Here is a 20,566-nt window from a genome sequence, read left to right on the forward strand (position 1 = left end):
AATCTTTGCGCTAGAAAGGTCACGTGACGCGGTCAGGGAGGTGTGCCCGGCCGCGCGAACGGGGATATCAGGGACGTGGTCGATATCGCGCATCGATCTGCGATCAATCCTGCATCGGCGAAAGATGCCACGGCTTCGCGCGCGCATAGTCCACAAGGCGCCGCCCCGCTCATTCCCCTCGCCTCCGTCGACCTCTCGCAATGGCAGGCGCTCAGCGAACGGGCGATCGAGCCGAACGGCTATTATCTGCCCGCCTGGGAGCGCGCGGTCAGCGCCACGGCCCGCGGTCGCGCCGGCGCCGACGCGCTCTGCGCATTCGATGCGGCGTCGGGCCGGCTGACCGGACTGTTGCCGGTGGTGTCGCTGTGGCGCGCGTGGAAGATTCCCCTGCCCGCGCTGGTAAGCGCGCATCCCTATGGCACGCTGTGCAGTCCGCCGCTCGATCGCGGCGCGGCTGATGACGCGGCGACGCAGCTCCTTCAGCAGGCGCGCCAGGCCGGCGCGCATGCGCTGATCCTGCGCGATGTGGCGCTCGACGGCCCGGCGATGAAATCGATCACGGAGAGCCTCGTCCGCGAGGGTCTCCAACCGCAGGTGCTGACCTCCTATATCCGCGCCGCTCTCGACGCCACGCAGGACGGCGAGGCGCTGCTGCGCGCGGCGCTCGGCGGCAAGAAGTTGAAGGAGCTGCGCCGCCAGCGTCATCGGCTCGAAGGGCATGGCCTCGTCACATTCGAGATCGCGCGCACGCCTGGCGATGTCGGGCCCGCGCTCGAGACGTTCTTGAAGCTCGAGGCCAGCGGCTGGAAGGGCAAGCGCGGCACTGCGCTCGCGCAGGACGCCGGCGACGCCGCGTTCATCCGCCGCGCCGTACCGGCGCTGGCCGAGACCGGGCAATGCGAGATCGTGACCCTGCGCGCCGGCGCCACGCCGATTGCGGCGGGCATCGTGCTGCGGCATCAGGCGCGCGCGTTCTTCTTCAAGCTCGGCATCGACGAGCGCTTCGCAAAATATTCACCGGGCGTGCAGCTCACCTGTGAGCTGACCCGTCACCTCTGCGCCGATCCCGCGATTGCCAGTGCGGATTCCACCGCCAGCGCCGATCACCCCATGATCAATCCGATCTGGCGCGGCCGCCTTGCGATCGGCGACGTGCTGATCCCGCTGCGGCGGAACGATCCGACAGTCGCGCTGATCCATGCGGCGCTGGTCGGGCGCGAATTTGCACTGGACATTGCGCGGCGCGCCGTTCGCCTGCTCCGCAGATAGCGGCGACTACTCCGCCGCCTCTGCGTTGATCTCGGCCGAGACCTGGCGGATGGCACGCGCGAGCAGGTTCGGATCCTGCGCGCCTGACACGGCGTATTTCTGCGCGAAGACGTAGGTCGGCACGCCCGAGATGCCCTTCTCGGCGGCTTCCTGCGCATCGGCCGAGATGCGCGCGACGTCCTCATCGGTGGCAAGCCGCCGGCGCACGTCGTCGGCATCGAGGCCGACATCGGCCGCTGCCTGCACCAGCACATTGACATCTGTGAGATCGCCGCCGTCGCGGAAGTAGAGCTCCATCAGGCGCTGCTTCATCTCGGGCGCCTTGCCGATCGCGCCGGCCCAGTGGATCAGGCGATGGCAATCGATGGTGTTGGGCTGGCGCCTGACCAGATCGGGCCGGTAGGTCAGCCCCTCCTCGCCAGCGGCCGCGACGACGCGGCCCGCGATGCCCTTATAGGCTTCGACCGAGCCGAACTTTTGGGTCAGATAATCCTCGCGGCTGATGCCTTCGCGCGGCACCCAGGGATTGAGGAAGAACGGGCGGAAATTCAGCTCGACCGGAACATCAGGCACCAGCGCCAGCGCGTTCTCGATGCGGCGCTTGCCGATATAGCACCACGGGCACACGACGTCGGAGACGACGTCGATCTTCAGCGGCTTTAGCGTGCTCATGGGTGTCTCCAAGGCTCTGTTGAAGAGGCGCGATTGATGGTCCCAAGATAAGCCGAACCGGATACCGTGCAAGACGCGGGTTCCGCATGGCTCACGACTGCACCTCTGCGGTTATTGTGACCCGTCCTGCCGGCCCCGATACTCGCAGCCACGATTGAGCCCAACTGGAGACCGCGATGACCGCCATTTTCAAGCCGGAAGGCAGCCTTTTCCGCGCGACCGAGCTTGCCGGCGGACCGTGGTCGCCGGACATGCTGCAGGGAAGCGCGACCACCGCGCTGATGACCCGCGACGTCGAGCGGCTCGCCGGGGACTCCGGCTTTGCCGTGCGCCGACTGACCTTCGACCTCTGGCGTCCCGCGGGCTTGCGCGCCTTCGCCACCAGGACGGAGCTGCTGCGCGACGGCCGCAAGGCCAAGACCGTGCAGGTGCGGCTGATGGACGGCGACACCGAGATCGGCCGTTGCACGGCGCTGCTCACGGCAGAGAGCAGCGAGTCGCCCGTCGATCCCTTCGCCAGGACGGTCGCGGCCGACAAGGCCCCCGAGGCCGGCACACCGCCGCCGGCCTTTGCGCAGAAATGGAGCCGCTACTTTCAGAACGTCTCGGTGCGGCTGATCGAGGGCGCGCTGGAGAAGCCGGGTCCCGCAGCCGCCTGGATGCGGCTCGATGCGGCGCTGGTCGAGGGCGAGAGCAACACGCCGCTAATCCAGGCAGTGCAGGCCGCGGACTTCTCCAGCGGCGTTGCGCAGATCGTCGACATGCGCGAATGGACCTTCATCAATCCCGAGATCAGCCTGTATTTCTTCCGCGCGCCGGAGGACGAATGGATCCTGATCCGCGCCGCCACGCGCGTCGGCGCCAATGGCGCGGGTCTCACCACGGCGACGCTCAGCGATCGCAAGGGACCGTTTGCCGAGGTGATGCAGGCGATGAGTTTTGAGCGTCGCCAGGTGCAGGCTCAGGCGTCCTGAGCGGCGAGCGCGATCAATGTGGCTTCGGACGCGGCATCCGCGGGCATGAACATCTCGACGCGGAGTTCCTGCAACGTCACGTCCTGCGGCGTGCCCAGCGTCAGCACCGCGCCGATCAGTCCGATGCCGACGTCGCCCTTGCGCAAGCGTACCTCGCAGAGCGGCCCGGGTGCCGCGCCCTCCTCGACCTGGGGCGCCGGAAGATCCGGCAAGCGCGTCAGGTCGCGCCAGGTCGATTGCAGGGCTTCGTCGAGCGGTGCCGCCATCGCCTCGTGACGCGCCCGCGACAACAGTGCTGCCGCCACATTCGGCCAGTTCTCGACAAACGGCCTGAGTTCGTTCGGCGCAAGGAACATGCGCATGTGGTTGAGCGGCCGCTGCATGCGCTCTTCGCCGAGCAGCATGGTCATCAAACGCAAGGCTGCGTGGTTGGCCTGCATCACGTTCCAGCGCCGGTCGGTCACGATCGCCGGAAACGGTTCGTGACGGCTGAGCAGAAGGTCGATCGCGCGCCGCGCGTCGGCGAGCTCCGGCGCGGACAGATCGCGCTCGCCATATTGCCGAGCAAAACCGCCGGCCTCGAGCAGCGCGTTGCGATCGCGCAGCGACAGGTCGAGCGCGGAAGCAAGCTGCAGCAGGATGTCCCTACTCGCCGTTGCCTTGGCGGTCTCGACATAGCTCAGATGCTTGATCGAGATCCCCGCCTCAAAGGCCAACTCCGCCTGGCTCAATGCACGGCGTGTGCGCCAGCCGCGCAGGAGATCACCGACGGGATTGGGGGGCCGAAAGGTTTTGGAAGCGCGGGTATCCATTCCTCGATTCTACGAGTGGCCCGCGCGGCTGTAAACGCTACCGATCAGCGCGGCTGCATCGCCCGCAGCTTCTCCGCGGTCTTTTCGTCCGCCGGAAAGAAGGTCTCGATCGCCAATTCGGACAGCGTGATGTCGACGGGCGTACCGAACACCATCGTGGTGGAGAAGAAGCTCAGCACCTCGCCCTGATACCGCATCTTGAAGGGGATCGCGACGTTGTCGCTGGACAGCGGCGCCGCGCGCGCCGGGATCGGATAGCTCTTCAGGTCATTATAAAGCTTGATCAGCTCGGGGTCGGCCGTTGCCTCGCATTGCCGGTGCAGCCGCTCCAAAAGATGCCCGCACCATTCGGCGAGGTTGACGGTGTGCGAGGCCAGCGCCTCGGGATGAAAGGCAAGCCGCAGCACGTTGAAGGGCTGGCCAAGCAGACGTTGCGGGATGCCGTCGAGCAGCGGCGCCACCATGCGATTGGCCGAGACCAGATTCCAGTGCCGGTCGACGGCGAGTGCGGGGTTCGGCTCATGCGCCCTGAGCACGAGGTCGATCGCCTGGCGGGCTGATTTCAAGGCGGGATCCTCCAGCGGGCGCTGCTGGAACGCCGGCGCGTAGCCGGCGGCGACCAGCAGCACGTTGCGCTCGCGCAAGGGCACGTCGAGCCGCTCGGCGAGCTTCAGCACCATGTCGCGCGACGGAGCGGCACGCCCCGTCTCGACGAAACTCAGATGCCGCGCCGAAACCTCGGCCTCGACAGCGAGGTCGAGCTGGCTCATGCGGCGGCGTTGCCGCCATTCGCGCAAGTGATCGCCGATGTGAATCGGCTGGGATTTTTCGGCCCGGGCCGTGGATGCATGTGCGTTCATGAGCAAAAACCTAGCACGCGAATTTCGTCCCTTCCATTACCCGCGAGGTAATCGAATTGAGGATCGAGGCGGCGCATCCTTGGAGCATCAGGAGATGACCATGATCGCGCTGCTGCTCTACCGCACCCTCGCCGACAGCCTTGTTCCCTGGCTCGTGAAGTTCGCGACCCGCGTGCTGGCACGCCACCTCAACATGCCGGAACCGCTGGTGCACTCGACCGGCGACTTCGTCGTCGCGCAGGTGCTGGCGTTCGAGCACAGCGTCGGCAGGAGCCTCTGTCCGTTCCGCCTCGCCGCCCTCGTCCGCGCCTGGTGGCGCGGCGAGCGCTGACCTTCCACCCCGAAGCCCCCAAAGGAGACTGACCATGATCCATGCTTCCACGTTCCTGCGCCGCGCCCTGCTCGCCGATGCCGTCTTCAGCGGCGTCGCCGCGCTCGGCTTCACCTTCGGTGCGGGCGCCTTCGCATCGCTGTTCAACCTGCCGGAAGTTCTGCTGCGCGAGACCGGCCTGTTCCTGATCGCCTACACCGCGCTGGTGGGCTGGCTCGCCTCGCGCGGTGCGGTGCCGAAGGCGCTCGTCCTGCTGGTCGTGGTCGGCAATGCGCTCTGGACGGTCGGCAGCATCGCGCTGCTGCTCTCTAGTGCAGTGTCGCCGAACCTGCTGGGCGTGATCATGGTCGTGGCGCAAGCAATCGCCACCGGCGTGTTCGCCGAGTTGCAGTTCATCGGCCTGCGCAAGAGCGGTAGCGCCGTGGCAGCGTAAGCGCGCACCGCAGGATACTCCAGCGTCTCCCTGGCATTCGCCAGGACGACGCTGGGGAATCTGCTCGCAATGACGGAGCCAAGGGTAAGAGCGTCGCTCTCCCAATTCGCATTTCGGCTTTCATACGGAGTTATTCATCCTCACGGCGCATTTCGCCGGAGCCCTGCCGCGGTGCGGGGCTGGTTTGCGCCCGGGGCCCCTTGAGCGCACGAAAACGACCGTGTATCGGCGCAAGCGGAATCCATTGCCGGCACGGACCCGGCCAATCCCAGGTGTTCGCGTGAATCCCCCACCCTCGGCGTCCGTGGCTGCGTCCGGCTCCTTCGCAGCCATGAAGTCACGGCCATATCGCATCCAGTTCGCAGCCTATGTGCTGGCGATGATGGCCGACAATGTCGAGCACGTGATCAGCTATTGGGTGGTGTTCCAGAAATTCCACTCGCCGACGCTCGGGGGCTTCGCGGTGCTGTCGCACTGGCTGCCGTTCCTGCTGTTTTCCGTCGCGGTCGGCGGGCTCGCCGACCGGTTCGACCCGCGCCGCATCATCCAGTGCGGCATGCTGCTCTTCATCGTGGCATCGGCAGGATGGGGCATCTTCTTCCTCACCGATACGCTGCAAATGTGGCACGCGATGCTGCTGCTGGTGATCCACGGCTGCGCCGGCGTGCTCTGGCAGACACCGAACCAGCTCCTGCTGTTCGACATCGTCGGCCCCGCCGACCTTCCGAGCGCGGTGCGGCTGAACGCGATGGCGCGCTATCTCGGCATTCTGGTCGGCCCTGCGGTGGGCGGCGTCATCATGCTGGGGCTAGGTCCGGCCCATGGCATCATCCTCAACACGCTGTTCTACCTGCCGATGCTGCTGTGGCTCTTCTGGGCGCCGACCAGCGGCAAGAGCGCAACGCCGCGGCGCTTCGCCGTGCGCGGGCTTGCCGACATCGTGCGGACCATCCGCGACATTGCCAAGCAGCCGGTGCTGACCTCGATGACCTGGCTGGCCGGGCTGACCTCCTTCATGATCGGCAATGCCTATCACGCCCAGATGCCGGGCTTTGCCGGCGATCTCGGGCACGGCGACCCCGGCGTGTCCTACAGCGTGCTGCTCGCGGCCGACGCCGGCGGAGCGGTGCTCGCGGCCATCGCCCTGGAATCCTGGGGCCGGCTGAAACCCAGTCCGCGAACGGCCATCCTGCTCGCCATCATCTGGAGCCTGACCCTGTTCGCTTTCGCAACCGTCGGCATCTACGGCCTCGCGATCGCGCTGCTGTTTGCCGCCGGCTTCTTCGAGCTGTCGTTCAACACGATGGCGCAGGCACTGGTGCAGATCAATGCGCCGGCCGACAGCCGCGGCCGCGTCGTCGGCCTGTTCAACATGGCGGGCCTCGGCATGCGTGCGTTCAGCGGGCTTACCGTCGGCGTCGTCGGCGCCTGGATCGGCATCCACTGGTCGCTCGGCGTCTCCGCCGCCGTGCTGTTTGGACTATTGCTGGTCCTGCATCGCCGCGCGGCCAGGAGCGGCTGACATCCAGCCCGGCCTTGGATGCGGACCTCGCTGGCCCATCCATCAACCTTCCCTCCCACCCCTGGAGGACATTCCGCCGCAGCATCCCGCGCATCACCGCTTCAGCCTGAACTGCTAGGTTCAGGCATCGAAACGGTTTTCCCGGGCGCCCAATGAGACGTCGTGAGTTCATTGGATTGGCTGGTGTCATGGCCATGGCGCCGTTCGGCGCACGCGCGCAGCGCGCGGCACCGGCGCGCGTGGGCTTTCTCGGCGGCTCATCGTCGATCGCCGGTCGAGCGCTTCTGTCGTGCTTCCTCGCCGAGCTACAAAAGATCGGCTGGACCGAGGGGCGAGATTTCAAGCTGGAGATCCGCTGGACCGAAGGGATTGTCGATCGATACGCACAGTATGCAGCCGAACTCGCCCAGACGAATCCGGACGTGATCGTCGCGACATCGACCCCGGGGGCGAAGGCCGCCCAACGGGCAACGAGCCGCATTCCCGTCGTGTTTGTCGCTGTCAGTGATCCCGTTGCCAGCGGAATTGTCGGCAGTCTCGCGCGCCCCGGCGGTAACGTCACGGGCGTATCAAATTTCCTCCCCTCGACAAGCGCGAAGCTGGTGGAACTGCTGAGAGCGGCTGTCCCCGGCCTCACGCGCTTCTGCGTGCTGCACAATCCCGAAAACGCGGGCAAGATGCTGGATCTCCAGGAGATCAAGGCGAGTGGAGAGGTATCCGGCGCGACCGTCGAGCCGATTGCAATCCGATCGGCCGCCGAGCTGGAGCAGTTGTTGTCCGATCGCTCGCGCCTGAATTGCGATGCACTCATAACCCTACAAGAGGCGATCAGCTTTGCCTACCGAACACGGATCGCCGAATTCGCCCGGCAGAACCGGCTGCCTACGATCTTTCAGGTCAGGGAATACGTCGAGGCCGGCGGCCTGATGTCCTATGGGCTGAATTTCTGCACGCACTATGGGCGCGCCAGCTATTTTGTCGACAGGATCTTGCGCGGTACGTCCCCTGGCGATCTGCCCGTCGAGTTGCCGACGACCTTTGAACTCGTCATCAACATGGCCACCGGAAAAGCACTCGGCCTGGAGGTTCCGCCGACCCTGCTGGCCCGGGCCGACGAGGTCATCGAATAGATCTCGCGGGCTTAGACGCGGCCAACCTTGCCGTTGAAGTGCTTGCCGTTCAGCTTCTTCTTCGCGGGGCCCTTGCCGGCGACCTTTTGCGCCTTGCGTTCGGCGCGGGCCTTCACCTTGGCACGTTCGGCGCGAGCTTCGGCCCGCAGCTTCTTGCGCTTCTTCTCGCAGGAATCGCACTTGCAGCCGATCGGCTTCAGATAGGCTTTGAAATAGTCCGTGCCGTAGTCGTAGTTGATCTCGTCACCCGGCTCGATGTTCTTGATGGCGCGGATGAAGACCTTGCGCTCGCGCGGGCGCACGTCGGATTCCGCGTTCGGCCGGCAGGAATGGTTGATGTAGCGGGCGACGTTCTTGCGCACCGAGCCGTCGATGGTCCAGCGACCGTTCAGCTCGAACAGATATTTGTTCTCGATGTCGTCCTGTTCCTTGATCCGCGAATCCAGGATCGGCCCGAAATAGCGGATGATCCGGGTACCCTTCTTGATCGGTTTGGTGGCGAAGAGACCAAGTCCAGTCTTGGAGCGGCCGACGCGAAACGGTTTGTTCGTGGAGATGGCGGGCATGACCGAGAAACGTGAGAAACGCGAACGAAGCCCTTTGGGGCTCAAGCGAAGGCGCTCTTCTAGAACGATTCCGCGCCGCTGTCAGGTGCCTCGAAGCCCGGTTTGAACCTTCCCCACAATGAACACGTCTGATGGAGGAGAGTTCCGTGCCCAAGGGGGCTCGCCATGAAGCATGTCATCGTCGCCTGCCTGCTCGCACTGCTCGCCTGCGGCTGTTATGGCCAGGCCAGCGCCCAATCTTTCGGCAGCAGCTACACCTCGACCGCACCGAAGGACTGCCGCGTCAAAAGCGCCGGCAACGGTGTCGACGACAGCACGATCCGCGTCTGCCCGGGCAAGGCCGGCCTCATTGTGCTCATCTCGGAAGACGACTTGCGCGAGGTCGTCTCGGTCGGAAAGAACCGCACGGCCGCCGCCAAGGAGCCCGCGGCCGAGGTCTGGTTCGGCCCGTTCAACTCGTCCGAGCACACGGTCGAATGGCGCGCCTTGGACGGCAAACCGTTCGCCATCATCCAGCGCTGGCACATCGCCGACGGCAACGATCTCGACAAGCAGGGACGGCCGAACACCAAGGCGCTGCTGGTCGTGACGCGACTGCCGCCGGGCGCGGTCTGCCATGTCGCCTATGTCGATGCGATCGCCAATCCGAATGCCAACGAGCTCGCGCGCAAGGCCGCCGATGAGGTCGCGCGCGGCTTCAAATGCGGCAAGGACGAGGTCAAGATCATGGGCGCGAGCGGCCGCGCGGTCGAGCTGGTCGCGCGCTAAAGCCGCGGGATCAGCAGCCCGGGGGCCTCGGCACCGTGGATTTCAAAATCGCTTCCAGAAGCTGCTCGGGCGTGGTGCCCGGCGGCAGACGGTGCAGGATGTCGGTAAGACGTCCGTCGAGCAGCAGCATGGTGAAGCCGTGGACCATCGACCAGGCGCGCGCGATGGCCGCCGCCTGGTCGAGCGTCAGCGTCTCGCCGATGATCGGCTCCTGCCGCATCGCCGCGATGGCGTTGGTGAGGCCCGCAAAGGAGGCTTCCGCGGCCTCGTGCAGCGACGGCCGCGAGTAATCGAGCCGCTCGGTGCGGAACATGATGCCGTACATGCCGGGATGGGCCTGCGCATAGGCGACATACGCCTTGGGCCGCGCCAGCGCGCGCGAGAGCGGCGTCGTGGCTGCATCGCAGGCCGAGGCCATCGCCTTGTTGAAATTGCGGAAGCCGATCGCCGCAAGTTCGCTGATCAGGCCCGTGAGGTCGCCAAAATGATGGGTGGGTGCGGCGTGCGACACACCCGCCTCGCGCGCGACTGCGCGCAGCGTGAGACCGGCAAGCCCGTCGCGCTCCAGGATGCGCTCGGCCGCCTTGAGGAGGGCCTCGCGCAGCGCGCCGTGGTGATAAGGCGTTTCGGTCTTGGCACTGCCGGACTTCGCGCTGCTGATCTTGCGCGCCTGACGCGGCCTTGCGCTCGATGCGGATGACGGCGCCCTCTTGGCGCGCGGGCGGCGGGCTGTTTCGGTCTTGGATTCGGCTTTGGCCATAGGCCAGCTTATATGACGCAATTTTGACAGTGTAAAGATTTTGCTTGACCGGAACCGCTCGCAACGCTATTTGATCTTTACGATGTAAAGATAGGGAGGGAATACGCCGTGCAGCATGACGCCTTGAACCAGCCCCGGACCAATCTCGCGCCGATCCCGTTCGAGGCCGACGCGCCTCACCTCAAGATCGTCGGCGAGTTGCCGCGGGAGCTCAACGGCACGCTCTATCGCAACGGGCCAAATCCGCAGTTCGACGCACCCGGCGCGCACTGGTTCGTCGGCGACGGCATGCTGCACGCCTTTCATCTCGAAAACGGCAAGGCGAGCTATCGCAACCGCTGGGTCCGGACGCCAAAGTTTCTTGCCGAGCACGATGCGGGACGCGCGCTGTTCGGCGGCTTCGGCCACAAGATGCCGGATGCGCCCGCGCACCTCACCGACGGCGGTGTCGCCAACACCAACATCATCTTCCACGCCGGCAAGCTGCTCGCGCTCGAAGAGGCGCATCTGCCGACCGAGATCGAACCGGGCACGCTCGCCACGCGCGGCTATTGCAACTTCCAGGGCCGTATCGCCGGTCCCTTCACGGCGCATCCGAAGGTCGATCCCGTGACGGGCGAGCTCGTGTTCTTCGGCTACAATGCGGCAGGTCCCCTCACGCCCGCCCTCTCCTACGGTTCGATCGACGCGAGCGGCAAGGTGACGCGCTTCACGCGGTTCGAGGCGCCCTACGCCAGCATGGTGCACGACTTCATCGTCACCGAAAATCACGTGCTGTTTCCGATCCTCCCCATCACCGGCAGCATGCAGCGCGCAATGAGCGGCAAGCCGCCTTACGCCTGGGAGCCGGAGCAAGGCGCCTATGTCGGCGTGATGAAGCGCAGCGGATCTGAAAAGGACATCGTCTGGTTCCGCGCCGAGAGCTGCTACGTCTTCCACGTCATGAATGCGTGGGAAGAGGGAAATCGCATCATCGCCGACGTCATGCAGTTCGAGGAAGCGCCGCTCTTCCCGCATCCCGACGGCTCGCCGACCGATCCCGACAAGTCGCGCGCACGCCATTGCCGCTGGACCTTCGATCTCTCCGGCAATACCGACCGCTTCCAGCAGACTTATCTTGACGACCTTACCGGCGAATTCCCGCGCGTCGACGACCGCCGCGCCGGGCTGAAGAGCAATCACGGCTGGTACGCCTGTGCCAACTCGAAGCTGCCGATGTTCGGCGCACTGTCCGGCATCGTGCATGTCGACGGCGCCGGAAAACGGCTCGGCCATTATCTGCTGCCGGCCGGCGACACCATCTCCGAGCCGGTCTTCGTCGAACGCGGCAAGGATGCCGCGGAAGGCGACGGCTGGCTGCTCGCGGTGGTCTGGCGCGCCCGTGAGAACCGCAGCGACCTTGCGGTGTTCAACGCCACCGACGTCGAGGCCGGTCCTGTGGCGCTGGTGCAGCTCGGCCACCGCGTGCCCGACGGCTTTCACGGCAATTGGGTGGGGGCACAGTAGCCCTCTCCCGTCGTCATTCCACATTGCGCAAGTGCGCAATGTGGAATGACAGCATTCGTCCTTCGAAAATGGCACGCAGGTCGCAACGGAGGTCCGCATGCACATGCCGTCGATCACCGCCGGCTATCTCGCAATCCTCGCGTTGCTCTACGCGGTCCTCGCGCTTCAGGTGATCCGGCTGCGATTGAGCAACCAGACCGCCTTCAACGACGGCGGTAACAGCGGCTTACGCAGCGCGATCCGCGCGCACGGCAACTTCATGGAATATATGCCGATCATCGCGCTGATGGTCGCCCTGATCGAAATGTCGGGCACGCCGCCCGTTCGCATTCATCTCCTGATGGGTGCGCTGCTCGTGTCCCGCCTGCTCCATCCGCTCGGCATGTACGCGGCGCTGAACTCGCCGATGTTCCTGATCTGCCGCGGAGGTGGCATTCTCATCACCATCGGCCTCCTGGTGAGCTGCGCGGTCACTGTCCTGGCGCGCCTCATGGCGGGCACCATGGGTTGAAGCAACCTCAATGCAAGATGATGATATCATTTGATATTTCGAGCATCATTCACATCATTTTGACACTGTAAAGATTTTCCTTGACCGGACCACGGACCTGCACTATCAATCTTTCCACTGTCAAGATTTGCCTGACCCGAGGCGTCCCATGGCGATTTTCCTGATCCTTGCGCCCTATGGCGCCTTCACCTTCCTGATGTTCGTGACATCGGCGCTGCTGAGCGTGGTCACCGCGTCAGCGATCTGCCTCGCCACCATCGCGGTCGACCTCTGGTACGGCCGCTCCGTGAAGATGCTGGCCGCGGGATCGGCGATCATCTTCGCCGCGATCGGCCTCTATCTCGTCCTCGTCGATCCGGCGCTGGGCACGCTCGGTGTGAAGGTGTCCGTCGACGTCGGCATCTTCGTCATTTCGCTCGGCTCGATACTGATCCGCCGCCCCTTCACGCTGCAATATGCGGTGGAGGCCGTTCCGGCCGAGATCGCGGCGATGCCGGGCTTCTTGCGCGCCAACTACATCATCACCGCAGCCTGGACGGTGGCCGCGCTGGCGATGCTGGCGGCCAACCTCGTGTTGCTCTACATCCCTGGCCTGCCGATCTGGACCAGCCTGGCGATCGCGTTTGCCGCCCGCAACAGCGCCATCTACTTCACAAAATGGTATCCTGAGTACCGCAGGATCAAGTACTGTACGCCCCCGGACGCCCTGCCCCACCCGCGCTGACAGGACAGACGATGAAAGACGTATTCCGCCGCCTCGTCTCCGACTTCCTCTCCACCATCGTCTTCCTGGTCATCTATCTTTCGACCGACAACGTCATCCTTGCCACCGCCGTCGCGATCCTCGGCGCCATCGGCCAGGTGGCCTGGTCCCGGTACAAAGGCCAGACGCTGAGCTACATGACCTGGGCAAGCCTGGGCCTCGTCATCGTGCTCGGCAGCCTGACGCTGCTCACGCACGATCCACGCTTCGTGCTGGCAAAGCCCGCGATCGGCCATGTCGCGATCGGCGTCATCATGCTCAAGCGCGGCTGGATGCTGCGCTACATGCCGCCGATCGTGAGCGAGACCATTCCGGAATATGTGACGGCTGCCGGCTACGCCTGGTCCGCACTGATGTTTGTGCTTGCAGCCGGCACGGTTGCGGTTGCGATGACCGGCGACATGAAGCTGTGGGCCTTCTACATCTCGGTGGTCCTGGTCGGGACCAAGCTCGCGGCGTTCGGGATCCAGTACGTCGCCTTCCGCCTCATCGTCGGCAGCCGGATGCGCGCCGCCGCCCGCGCCTGAAGTCTGGTACTGGCGCACCAGACCTTAGCTTTTGTCTTGACGCGTTTTCTTCACGCGAACCGGTTTCCACTTCGCTCGAAAACGCTATGCTGAGCCCTCTCCAAAGCGTTAGGCACGCCGCGCGAGTTGGGCTATAGGCGTCACTGGCCTCGCCGCGGCTCATCGCGGACTGCCGGGTAAAAAGTTGGGAGACAGGAATGGCCGTAGACGGAAACTGGAATGTGACGCTGACGACGCCGATGGGCGAGCGCCAGACGACGCTGAGCCTGAAGAGCTCCGGCGGCACGCTGACCGGCACACAAGGCGCCGACGGCGACACGGCCGAGATTTTTGACGGCGCCATCAGCGGCGATGCCGTCAACTGGAAGGTCTCGATCACCAATCCGATGCCGTTGACGCTCGAGTTCATTGGCAAGGTCGCCGGCGACAGCATGAGCGGCGAGGCGGGCATCGGTCCGATGGGCAGCTTCCCGTTCACGGGCACGCGGGCCTAAGTCTCCGCAGCTCTTCACACGATCATGCGCGTTCTCGCTCTCATCGCCGCGGCGGTGCTGTCCGTCGCGACGGCACGCGCAGGCGGCAACGAACCGGCGTGGCGCGCAAGCGTGCTCGCTTTGGTGCCCGCAGGTTACGTGGCTGGCGAAGCCTATCGCACCGATACGACGGCCCTGACCGGCTACCTCGCCGTCGATCCCGCAAGCTCGAACGATCCGAAGACGCCTGGAAGCGTCTTCGCGCCGCGTCAGGTGCTTGTCGTCAAGCTCACAAGTGACGGCACGCGCGCAGTCACGGCCGAGTTGAAGCCGCGCACCGATCCCGTGCGCGCGACAAGCGATTCCGACGGCGACGGAAGCGAGTACGACAAGTCTCACGCCGAGCTTGCGGCGAAGCGCGCGACGCTTCCCGAGGGCACCGAGCCCTGCGATCTCGGCGCGTGGTCCGTCGACAAGGACCCGAGGGGCCTGAACGTGCGCGCCGGACCGTCGGTGACGGCGCATGTTCTCGGCACCTTGCCGCCGCCCTATCACCTCAAGATGGGCGGCGCCGAGAACACGCCCGAAGGCGGCTGGCTGACCGAATTCCGCATCATCGGCTTCAAAGACGGCTGGTTCCTGATCGAAGGCGCAAAACCACCGGGCAAGGACTACGAGGACGAGACAAGATATCCGCGCAACGCACCAAAACCCTATGCGGGGCGCGGCTGGGTCGCCGCGAGCAAGGTCGGCGCGGCCTTTGCCAACGGCTACACCCGTATGGGCGGATTGTTTGCCGCGCCCTTCGTCGATGCCAAATGGACGCCGGCGCAGCGCGATCTCGGCGGCCCGCTCGACACCGACGGCGGGCCAAAACGCCTTCTCGCCTGCAGCGGCTATTGGGGCCTGGTCGAGAGCCATGACGGCGTGCGCGGCTGGTGGCGGGCGCTGTGCTCCAACCAGGTCACGAATTGCAGCTAGGCGACATCCGTCTGCGGTCTTTGGCCACGGCGCACACGTATTCGTGTCGTTGACCGCACCCGGCTTCGGGCGCAGGATCGGCCATGCAACCCAGAATTTTTAGTTGCGACCGATACAATTTCAACCAATCAAGGGGAATTTGCATGTCACCCCTCACCGCACGCAGCCGGATTCATCTGTTGGCGGCCATCGTTGCTCTTGCCTCGGCATCGCCGGTCAGCGCCGACATGCTCGAGCCGCAGTCGCCGGCGTGGCAGCTCACGGAGCCGTTCAAGAAGAGCACCGATGCCCGCACCAACCTCAGCGGCGCGGCCTGCGCGATGCCGACGTCCTGCCTCATCGTCAATGACGAGAAGAAATATGCGCAGTTCTTCGCCATCGAAGGCACGACGATCAACCCGGGCAAGGTGATCAAGCTGCTCAGCGATCAGGCGAGCGGCGATCCCGATGCAGAAGGCGCGGCCTACGACGACGGTTATTTCTATGTCATGGGATCGCACGGCCGCAAACGCCATCATCCCGAGGACAGCAATCCCACGAGCTATCACGTCTTCCGGATTCCCGTCGACAAGGCTACGGGAAAGCCGCCCTTCCCGATCTCCGACGACGAGGTCATCGGCGTCGAAGCATCCGTGATGCGGTTACGCGAAGCGATCAAGGACAAGCTTCCCGCCGCCTACGACAAGCCGCTCGGCGAGAACGGCGCCAACATCGAGGGCATCGCGGTGAAGGACGGCCTGATGTATCTCGGCTTCCGTGGTCCCTCCGACAACGGCAACGCCTATATCTTGGTCGTGGATGCCCTGGCCGTCTTCAGCGAGCACGCGCCGCTGAACGCCGAACTCAAGACGGTGCCGCTTGGCACCACCGTCGGCATCCGGGACATCGCCGCCGTCTCGGGTGGCCTGCTGCTGCTGACCGGGCCGGTCAACGAGCAACCTATCACGCCTTCGGTCGTGTTCTACGATCCCAAGAGCGGGACGCTCGGCACGAGCCACCCGCTCAAGGCCGCCGACACGACGGCCAAGGCCGAGACGTTGCTGGTGCTCGGCGACGCCGCGGGACAGCCGTGGCGCGTGCTCGTGATGTTCGACGGCCCGGAGAACGGCGCCCCGGCCGAATATCGGGTGCCGCGGTAGAGCGCGATGAGATTTGGATGAATCGTCATCGCGCTTTAGGCTTTTGTTTGAACATGATCTTTTCGGAAAACCGCTTCACACTTTTCCGGATCATGCTCTAGCCCAGGTTCAACTCCTTGAAGAAGTCGTTGCCCTTGTCGTCGATGATGATGAAGGCCGGGAAGTCGACGACCTCGATGCGCCAGATGGCTTCCATGCCGAGCTCGGGATATTCGAGCACCTCGACCTTCTTGATGCAGTGCTCGGCGAGGTTTGCCGCAGCTCCACCGATCGAGCCGAGATAGAAGCCGCCATATTTCTTGCAGGCTTCGCGCACGGCGGGCGCGCGGTTGCCCTTCGCCACCATTACCATCGAGCCGCCGGCGGCCTGGAACTGGTCGACGAAGGAATCCATGCGCCCCGCGGTGGTCGGGCCGAATGCACCGGAGGCGTAGCCTTCGGGCGTCTTGGCGGGGCCGGCGTAATAGACGGGGTGGTTCTTGAAGTAGTCTGGCAGCGGCTCGCCGCGCTCGAGCCGCTCGCGCAGCTTGGCATGCGCAGAGTCGCGCGCCACGATCATGGTGCCGGTCATCGAGACCCGCGTCTTGATCGGATAGTTTGAGAACGTCGCCAAAATGTCCTTCATCGGCTGGTTGAGGTCGATCTTGACGACCTCGCCGCCGAGCGACTGCTCGACCTGCGGAAGGTACTGCGCGGGATTGTGCTCGAGCTCCTCGAGATAGATGCCGTCCCTGGTGATCTTGCCGAGCACCTGGCGGTCGGCCGAGCAGGACACCCCTAGCCCGATCGGGAGCGAGGCGCCGTGACGCGGCATGCGAATCACGCGCACGTCGTGGCAGAAATATTTGCCGCCGAACTGCGCACCGACACCGAGCGACTGCGTCATCTTGTGGATTTCCTGCTCCATCTCGACATCGCGGAAGGCGTTGCCGTCGGGCGAGCCCTGGGTCGGCAGCGCGTCGAGATAGCGGGCCGAAGCCAGCTTTACCGTCTTCATGCACAGCTCGGCCGAGGTGCCGCCGATCACGATCGCAAGGTGATAGGGCGGGCACGCCGCGGTGCCGAGCGTCAGCACCTTTTCCTTCAGGAACGCAAGCAGCCGGTCCTTTGTGAGCACGGACGGCGTTGCCTGGAACAAAAAGCTCTTGTTGGCGCTTCCGCCGCCCTTCGCCATGAACATGAACTTGTAGGCGTCATCGCCCTCGGCGTAGATCTCGCACTGCGCCGGCATGTTGTTGGCGGTGTTCCTCTCCTCGAACATCGAGAGTGGCGCGACCTGCGAATAGCGCAGGTTACGGCGCAAATAGGCGTCGCGCGCGCCCTCTGACAGCGCGGCTTCGTCGTCGCCGTCGGTGATGACGTTGCAGCCCTTCTTGCCCATGATGATCGCGGTGCCGGTGTCCTGGCACATCGGCAGCACGCCGCCGGCGGCGATGTTGGCGTTCTTCAAAAAGTCCAGCGCGACGAACTTGTCGTTCGGACTCGCCTCGCCGTCCTCCAGGATCGCACGGAGTTGCTTGAGGTGGCCGGGACGCAGATAGTGGTTGATGTCGCCGAAAGCCGCTTCCGACAGCGCCCGCAGCGCCTCGCGCGACACCACCAGCATGTCCTTGCCGAGCACCTTTTCGACCCGCACGCCTTCGCTCGAGATCTTCTTGTAGGGCGTCTCGTCCTTGCCGAGCGGGAACAGCGGGGTGTGCTTGTAGGGCGGAACGGGCTTTGACTGGTCGGGAAAGGCGGTCGGAGCGTTCATGGTCTGGTCTCGGGTTGGAGCCGTCAAGGCGCGGCAAAAGGCGCCAATCTTTGAACCCTTCTAAGCCCTTTTCCCACAAAGGGAAGGTATTCGGACGCCCTCCAGCAATCGAATTCGCGAATGCCCCCTGCCCCGCAATGACCGTCGAATCTCGGTCCGATCCGACCCCTGCCCAGCCCACCCCACACTCTTGCACTCTTGGCCCGCCGACGCTTTTATACCGGCCGAAGGGGCTCCTCATCATGATTTTGAAATTGAACTCTCGCGGCGCGATCCTCGTCGCCGCCGCAATCTCCGGCCTTGTAATCCTCGTCTCGCCCGCGCGCGCGGATCAGTGCGACGACATCGCAAAACAGCTCGCGCACAACATCGACGGGCTGAAGGTCAACTTCAAGGCCGCCAACATCGTCTACCTCACGCATCCGGCGGCGAAGGAGTTGTCGCTCGGCTGCCGCGGCAACGGCCAAAGCTATTCCAACGAACTTTATGCCAAGGGCGAGCGCCGACCGACGCAGCAGTTCTATGATCTGGTGGGTGCTGCGGCTGCGATCATCTTCACGGTGACGAAGGACGACACCACGACCGGCGCCACGCGCTGCCTGAAGCGCATGGGCATTTTGCGCGGCGACAAGGTCTCGATGCGCTATCGCCGGCTCAACATGGAATGCACACGCACCAAGACTGACGCAGCGATCGCGATCACGCGCGGCAAGGACGAGTAGCGGGCCGCCACGCAATGACAGGTGGTGAGAGCCTACCTGATCTTCACCATAGCTTCTCACGCCGCACAAATTCGCTGGCATTTTAACGATTCATTTCAGGGATCGTTGGCGTCCCTCTGGTCAGTCTCACGTGTTGCAATGTGTGAGGTTTGACCAATGAGTGTTTCGAGCGTTGCGCCGCCGCCGATCGTCGTCGTGGTGCCGAGCTACGACACGACCACGAACCAGGCGCAGAACGACCAGGCGCAGAAGGAAGCCGAGAAGGCCTATCAGCCGCCGCCGTCCGCGCCGCTGCCGCCCGGACAGGGCACACGGATCGACCAGATCGCCTGACGTCGCGCAGGCAAGCTTCGACGACAGGATTGAAATCCGGCCGGCGGGCGCGAGCCCGCGCGCCGGATTTGCTCGTTCAGCGATCGAGCTCCTTGTAGCGGCGGAAGATGCCCTGTTCGTTGAAGGCAATGCGCCGGTCGCTTGCCAGATAGGCCTTGATGTTCGGCCGCGCCGCGACGCGGTCGTGGAGCGCGACGAGGCCCGGGATCTCGCCTTCGAACGCCTTCATGCGTTTGGGAAACGCATAGCGCAGGCCGGCGACGATCTGGAACAGCGAGAGATCGACATAGGTGAGCTTGCGTCCGGTGACGTAGGCGCCGCCATTGCTGTCGAGCACCCCCTCGAAATAGCCGAGATATTTCGGCACGCGCTCGTCCCAGAACTCGACGGTGCGCTTCTTTGCTTCCGGCCGCGCATCCTCGTAGTAGAGCGAGGGGCCGAGCGGATGATGGGTGTCGTGGACCTCAAGCACGAAGTCGGCGATCGTGAGCTGCAGCTGATGCAGCCATAATCGGCCGGGCTCGGTCTTCGGTGCGAGGCCATGCCGGGCGCCGAGATAGAGCAGGATGTTGGCGGTCTGGCCGATGACGAGCTTGCCGGCTTTCAGGAACGGCGGCGCGAAGGGCGGCGTACCGCGCCCATCCATCAGCCTCATCATCGCCGCCGTGCCGCGTGACCCGCGCGCGACGTCGACATAGGCGGCGCCTGCTTCCTCCAGCGCGAGACGGACATATTCGCCGCGGCCCTGAATTTCGGGCCAGTAGTACAGTTCGTATTTCATGCTGGGCATCCGTGAAAGCGTTGCCGAAAATGTAGCACGCCGCCACAGAATCCGTCATTGCAAGCAGACGGGTCCGCGCGAAGTGCGGACCCGTTGGCTCGCAATGACGACGGTGAGAGCTGCCTTCGGTCAGTTCACTGCAAAACAATACAAGAGCCCGTCGCCGCCGGTGCTCTTGAGGTCGGCCTGCGAGCAGCCGCCTTCAGAGCCGCGCGAGGGATGCGAGCTGTTCCAGGATTTTGACGGCTCATCGTCGAGCAGGCCCCGCCGATCGAAATGGCCGAGCATCGCAGCGCCTTGCGTGCTGCTCGTCCAGTTCTTGCAAGTCCGGTCCTCGCCCACCGGGAAGGCCGTACCGTCCGGCCGCGAGCCCGTGAGGATGTCGTGCCGGTTCGGCGTGTCACCGGCGCCGTTGGTCACGTCGCCCTTCTCGCTCAGCCCGGTCTGCTTGGTGAGGTTGTTGGCCGGGCTGTGCAGGTCGGCGACGTCCTTGGCGATGACCACGCCCTTTGCGTTTTGCCAGGGTCCCTTGCCGATGCGGTCACGCGCATTCACGGCAGGCTTGCCGTCGGCGGCCTGGGTCGAGAGATAGGCGTGCCAGGTTTTGGCGCCGGCGCCGGCGGACTGCGCGAGCTTCTGGCACTGTGCGTCGGCCCCATCGAGGCCGCCAAGATCAGCGCCCTTGCCGGGCCCGCTCGAGGTCACGAAGAAGCTCATGTCGGCCGACTGCGCCTGCGCCGCGCCAGCGGCCAGCACGGGAAGCGTCGAGACGGCGAGAGCAAGGCAGAAGGGCTGCACGAATTTGCCGTAGCGGGTCATCTCTTCCTCCGGTTGTTGTTCGCCATGATTGCCGCCTGACACGAACCCGCCGCCGCAAGCATTATTCCGTTGCGGCTCCACGGAATCGGGATAGGGGGGAGCCTCGCAGCTCCTCCCCTCCCACACCACCGTACGTACGGGTCCGTATACGGCGGTTCGCT

At 64.8% G+C, this 20,566-nt stretch carries 24 protein-coding genes; 16 read left to right on the forward strand and 8 right to left on the reverse strand.

The features are described 5' to 3' along the window. Positions 1 to 75: 75 nt before the first annotated feature. The gene (locus JQ632_RS30245; protein WP_212406302.1) at positions 76 to 1,269 is read left to right on the forward strand and encodes a GNAT family N-acetyltransferase; all 1,194 of its coding nucleotides are present in this window, start codon (positions 76 to 78) and stop codon (positions 1,267 to 1,269) included. 6 nt (positions 1,270 to 1,275) lie between these two features. Here the strand turns inward: JQ632_RS30245 and JQ632_RS30250 are convergent, their stop codons facing one another. Then, positions 1,276 to 1,941 carry a DsbA family oxidoreductase gene (locus JQ632_RS30250; RefSeq protein ID WP_212406303.1) on the reverse strand — a complete coding sequence of 222 codons (666 nt, stop codon included), beginning with the start codon at positions 1,939 to 1,941 and terminating at the stop codon, positions 1,276 to 1,278. Between the two features lie 176 nt (positions 1,942 to 2,117). Between JQ632_RS30250 and JQ632_RS30255 the strand changes: the two genes are divergently transcribed. Next, positions 2,118 to 2,915 carry a thioesterase family protein gene (locus JQ632_RS30255; protein ID WP_212406304.1) on the forward strand — a complete coding sequence of 266 codons (798 nt, stop codon included), beginning with the start codon at positions 2,118 to 2,120 and terminating at the stop codon, positions 2,913 to 2,915. Here JQ632_RS30255 and JQ632_RS30260 read toward each other — a convergent pair. After that, complete coding sequence (locus JQ632_RS30260; protein ID WP_212406305.1) at positions 2,903 to 3,727, reverse strand: helix-turn-helix domain-containing protein; 825 nt, start codon at positions 3,725 to 3,727, stop codon at positions 2,903 to 2,905. The two genes, JQ632_RS30255 and JQ632_RS30260, sit on opposite strands and share 13 nt — an antisense overlap. A 44-nt stretch (positions 3,728 to 3,771) precedes the next feature. Further along, positions 3,772 to 4,587, reverse strand: coding sequence for a helix-turn-helix domain-containing protein (locus tag JQ632_RS30265; RefSeq protein WP_212406306.1), 816 nt, complete (start codon positions 4,585 to 4,587; stop codon positions 3,772 to 3,774). A gap of 100 nt (positions 4,588 to 4,687) precedes the next feature. On the opposite strand from JQ632_RS30265, the gene JQ632_RS30270 reads away from it, so the two are divergent. From JQ632_RS30270 to JQ632_RS30285, 4 genes are all read left to right on the forward strand, one after another. Continuing rightward, the gene (locus tag JQ632_RS30270; RefSeq protein WP_212406307.1) at positions 4,688 to 4,918 is read left to right on the forward strand and encodes a hypothetical protein; all 231 of its coding nucleotides are present in this window, start codon (positions 4,688 to 4,690) and stop codon (positions 4,916 to 4,918) included. A 34-nt stretch (positions 4,919 to 4,952) separates the two neighbouring features. Continuing rightward, positions 4,953 to 5,351, forward strand: a complete 399-nt coding sequence (locus tag JQ632_RS30275) for a hypothetical protein (RefSeq protein ID WP_212406308.1) — start codon at positions 4,953 to 4,955, stop codon at positions 5,349 to 5,351. A 280-nt stretch (positions 5,352 to 5,631) separates the two neighbouring features. Then, complete coding sequence (locus JQ632_RS30280; protein WP_312015679.1) at positions 5,632 to 6,873, forward strand: MFS transporter; 1,242 nt, start codon at positions 5,632 to 5,634, stop codon at positions 6,871 to 6,873. Positions 6,874 to 7,061: 188 nt separating this feature from the next. Beyond that, the gene (locus JQ632_RS30285; protein ID WP_212406309.1) at positions 7,062 to 8,003 is read left to right on the forward strand and encodes an ABC transporter substrate-binding protein; all 942 of its coding nucleotides are present in this window, start codon (positions 7,062 to 7,064) and stop codon (positions 8,001 to 8,003) included. Positions 8,004 to 8,014: 11 nt separating this feature from the next. Here JQ632_RS30285 and JQ632_RS30290 read toward each other — a convergent pair whose 3' ends face one another. Then, entirely contained in the window at positions 8,015 to 8,569 is a 555-nt protein-coding gene (locus JQ632_RS30290) for an SET domain-containing protein (protein ID WP_212406310.1), read from the reverse strand. Between the two features lie 165 nt (positions 8,570 to 8,734). Between JQ632_RS30290 and JQ632_RS30295 the strand changes: the two genes are divergently transcribed. Continuing rightward, positions 8,735 to 9,337 (forward strand): hypothetical protein, encoded by a 603-nt coding sequence (locus JQ632_RS30295; RefSeq protein ID WP_212406311.1) that lies wholly within the window; start codon positions 8,735 to 8,737, stop codon positions 9,335 to 9,337. Between the two features lie 10 nt (positions 9,338 to 9,347). On the opposite strand, the gene JQ632_RS30300 is transcribed toward JQ632_RS30295, so the two are convergent. Continuing rightward, complete coding sequence (locus tag JQ632_RS30300; protein ID WP_212406312.1) at positions 9,348 to 10,097, reverse strand: TetR/AcrR family transcriptional regulator; 750 nt, start codon at positions 10,095 to 10,097, stop codon at positions 9,348 to 9,350. A 108-nt stretch (positions 10,098 to 10,205) separates the two neighbouring features. Between JQ632_RS30300 and JQ632_RS30305 the strand changes: the two genes are divergently transcribed. From JQ632_RS30305 to JQ632_RS30335, 7 genes are all read left to right on the forward strand, one after another. Further along, complete coding sequence (locus JQ632_RS30305) at positions 10,206 to 11,603, forward strand: carotenoid oxygenase family protein (RefSeq protein ID WP_212406313.1); 1,398 nt, start codon at positions 10,206 to 10,208, stop codon at positions 11,601 to 11,603. Between the two features lie 97 nt (positions 11,604 to 11,700). Next, a complete protein-coding gene (locus tag JQ632_RS30310) occupies positions 11,701 to 12,114 on the forward strand; it encodes an MAPEG family protein (RefSeq protein ID WP_212406314.1) in 414 nt (137 codons plus the stop codon). 148 nt (positions 12,115 to 12,262) lie between these two features. After that, the gene (locus JQ632_RS30315) at positions 12,263 to 12,838 is read left to right on the forward strand and encodes a hypothetical protein (protein ID WP_212406315.1); all 576 of its coding nucleotides are present in this window, start codon (positions 12,263 to 12,265) and stop codon (positions 12,836 to 12,838) included. 11 nt (positions 12,839 to 12,849) lie between these two features. After that, the gene (locus tag JQ632_RS30320; RefSeq protein ID WP_212406316.1) at positions 12,850 to 13,404 is read left to right on the forward strand and encodes an inner membrane-spanning protein YciB; all 555 of its coding nucleotides are present in this window, start codon (positions 12,850 to 12,852) and stop codon (positions 13,402 to 13,404) included. Positions 13,405 to 13,601: 197 nt separating this feature from the next. Continuing rightward, complete coding sequence (locus tag JQ632_RS30325; RefSeq protein ID WP_212406317.1) at positions 13,602 to 13,898, forward strand: hypothetical protein; 297 nt, start codon at positions 13,602 to 13,604, stop codon at positions 13,896 to 13,898. Between the two features lie 24 nt (positions 13,899 to 13,922). Beyond that, positions 13,923 to 14,858 carry an SH3 domain-containing protein gene (locus JQ632_RS30330; RefSeq protein ID WP_212406318.1) on the forward strand — a complete coding sequence of 312 codons (936 nt, stop codon included), beginning with the start codon at positions 13,923 to 13,925 and terminating at the stop codon, positions 14,856 to 14,858. Between the two features lie 143 nt (positions 14,859 to 15,001). Further along, positions 15,002 to 15,997 (forward strand): DUF3616 domain-containing protein, encoded by a 996-nt coding sequence (locus JQ632_RS30335; RefSeq protein ID WP_212406319.1) that lies wholly within the window; start codon positions 15,002 to 15,004, stop codon positions 15,995 to 15,997. Between the two features lie 97 nt (positions 15,998 to 16,094). Here JQ632_RS30335 and JQ632_RS30340 read toward each other — a convergent pair whose 3' ends face one another. Then, entirely contained in the window at positions 16,095 to 17,750 is a 1,656-nt protein-coding gene (locus JQ632_RS30340) for a fumarate hydratase (RefSeq protein ID WP_212406320.1), read from the reverse strand. Between the two features lie 242 nt (positions 17,751 to 17,992). On the opposite strand from JQ632_RS30340, the gene JQ632_RS30345 reads away from it, so the two are divergent. Together JQ632_RS30345 and JQ632_RS30350 are read left to right on the forward strand one after the other, a co-directional pair. Then, entirely contained in the window at positions 17,993 to 18,472 is a 480-nt protein-coding gene (locus tag JQ632_RS30345) for a hypothetical protein (protein WP_212406321.1), read from the forward strand. 156 nt (positions 18,473 to 18,628) lie between these two features. Then, positions 18,629 to 18,805 (forward strand): hypothetical protein, encoded by a 177-nt coding sequence (locus tag JQ632_RS30350; RefSeq protein WP_212406322.1) that lies wholly within the window; start codon positions 18,629 to 18,631, stop codon positions 18,803 to 18,805. A 76-nt stretch (positions 18,806 to 18,881) separates the two neighbouring features. Here JQ632_RS30350 and JQ632_RS30355 read toward each other — a convergent pair whose 3' ends face one another. Further along, on the reverse strand, positions 18,882 to 19,586 hold the full coding sequence (locus tag JQ632_RS30355) for a glutathione S-transferase (RefSeq protein WP_212406323.1): 705 nt from the start codon (positions 19,584 to 19,586) through the stop codon (positions 18,882 to 18,884). Between the two features lie 129 nt (positions 19,587 to 19,715). After that, positions 19,716 to 20,405: a lectin gene (locus JQ632_RS30360; protein ID WP_212406328.1), complete on the reverse strand. Its 690-nt coding sequence runs from the start codon at positions 20,403 to 20,405 to the stop codon at positions 19,716 to 19,718. Positions 20,406 to 20,566: the final 161 nt, after the last annotated feature.

This window comes from Bradyrhizobium liaoningense (assembly GCF_018130955.1).
Taxonomy (GTDB): domain Bacteria; phylum Pseudomonadota; class Alphaproteobacteria; order Rhizobiales; family Xanthobacteraceae; genus Bradyrhizobium; species Bradyrhizobium liaoningense_C.

Coding starts and splice junctions, on each gene's coding strand:
- JQ632_RS30250 (WP_212406303.1), bottom strand. CDS start 1,941: ATGAGCACGCTAAAGCCGCTGAAGATCGACGTCGTCTCCGACGTCGTG.
- JQ632_RS30255 (WP_212406304.1), top strand. CDS start 2,118: ATGACCGCCATTTTCAAGCCGGAAGGCAGCCTTTTCCGCGCGACCGAG.
- JQ632_RS30260 (WP_212406305.1), bottom strand. CDS start 3,727: ATGGATACCCGCGCTTCCAAAACCTTTCGGCCCCCCAATCCCGTCGGT.
- JQ632_RS30265 (WP_212406306.1), bottom strand. CDS start 4,587: ATGAACGCACATGCATCCACGGCCCGGGCCGAAAAATCCCAGCCGATT.
- JQ632_RS30270 (WP_212406307.1), top strand. CDS start 4,688: ATGATCGCGCTGCTGCTCTACCGCACCCTCGCCGACAGCCTTGTTCCC.
- JQ632_RS30275 (WP_212406308.1), top strand. CDS start 4,953: ATGATCCATGCTTCCACGTTCCTGCGCCGCGCCCTGCTCGCCGATGCC.
- JQ632_RS30285 (WP_212406309.1), top strand. CDS start 7,062: ATGGCCATGGCGCCGTTCGGCGCACGCGCGCAGCGCGCGGCACCGGCG.
- JQ632_RS30290 (WP_212406310.1), bottom strand. CDS start 8,569: ATGCCCGCCATCTCCACGAACAAACCGTTTCGCGTCGGCCGCTCCAAG.
- JQ632_RS30295 (WP_212406311.1), top strand. CDS start 8,735: ATGAAGCATGTCATCGTCGCCTGCCTGCTCGCACTGCTCGCCTGCGGC.
- JQ632_RS30300 (WP_212406312.1), bottom strand. CDS start 10,097: ATGGCCAAAGCCGAATCCAAGACCGAAACAGCCCGCCGCCCGCGCGCC.
- JQ632_RS30310 (WP_212406314.1), top strand. CDS start 11,701: ATGCACATGCCGTCGATCACCGCCGGCTATCTCGCAATCCTCGCGTTG.
- JQ632_RS30315 (WP_212406315.1), top strand. CDS start 12,263: ATGGCGATTTTCCTGATCCTTGCGCCCTATGGCGCCTTCACCTTCCTG.
- JQ632_RS30320 (WP_212406316.1), top strand. CDS start 12,850: ATGAAAGACGTATTCCGCCGCCTCGTCTCCGACTTCCTCTCCACCATC.
- JQ632_RS30325 (WP_212406317.1), top strand. CDS start 13,602: ATGGCCGTAGACGGAAACTGGAATGTGACGCTGACGACGCCGATGGGC.
- JQ632_RS30330 (WP_212406318.1), top strand. CDS start 13,923: ATGCGCGTTCTCGCTCTCATCGCCGCGGCGGTGCTGTCCGTCGCGACG.
- JQ632_RS30335 (WP_212406319.1), top strand. CDS start 15,002: ATGTCACCCCTCACCGCACGCAGCCGGATTCATCTGTTGGCGGCCATC.
- JQ632_RS30340 (WP_212406320.1), bottom strand. CDS start 17,750: ATGAACGCTCCGACCGCCTTTCCCGACCAGTCAAAGCCCGTTCCGCCC.
- JQ632_RS30345 (WP_212406321.1), top strand. CDS start 17,993: ATGATTTTGAAATTGAACTCTCGCGGCGCGATCCTCGTCGCCGCCGCA.
- JQ632_RS30350 (WP_212406322.1), top strand. CDS start 18,629: ATGAGTGTTTCGAGCGTTGCGCCGCCGCCGATCGTCGTCGTGGTGCCG.
- JQ632_RS30355 (WP_212406323.1), bottom strand. CDS start 19,586: ATGAAATACGAACTGTACTACTGGCCCGAAATTCAGGGCCGCGGCGAA.
- JQ632_RS30360 (WP_212406328.1), bottom strand. CDS start 20,405: ATGACCCGCTACGGCAAATTCGTGCAGCCCTTCTGCCTTGCTCTCGCC.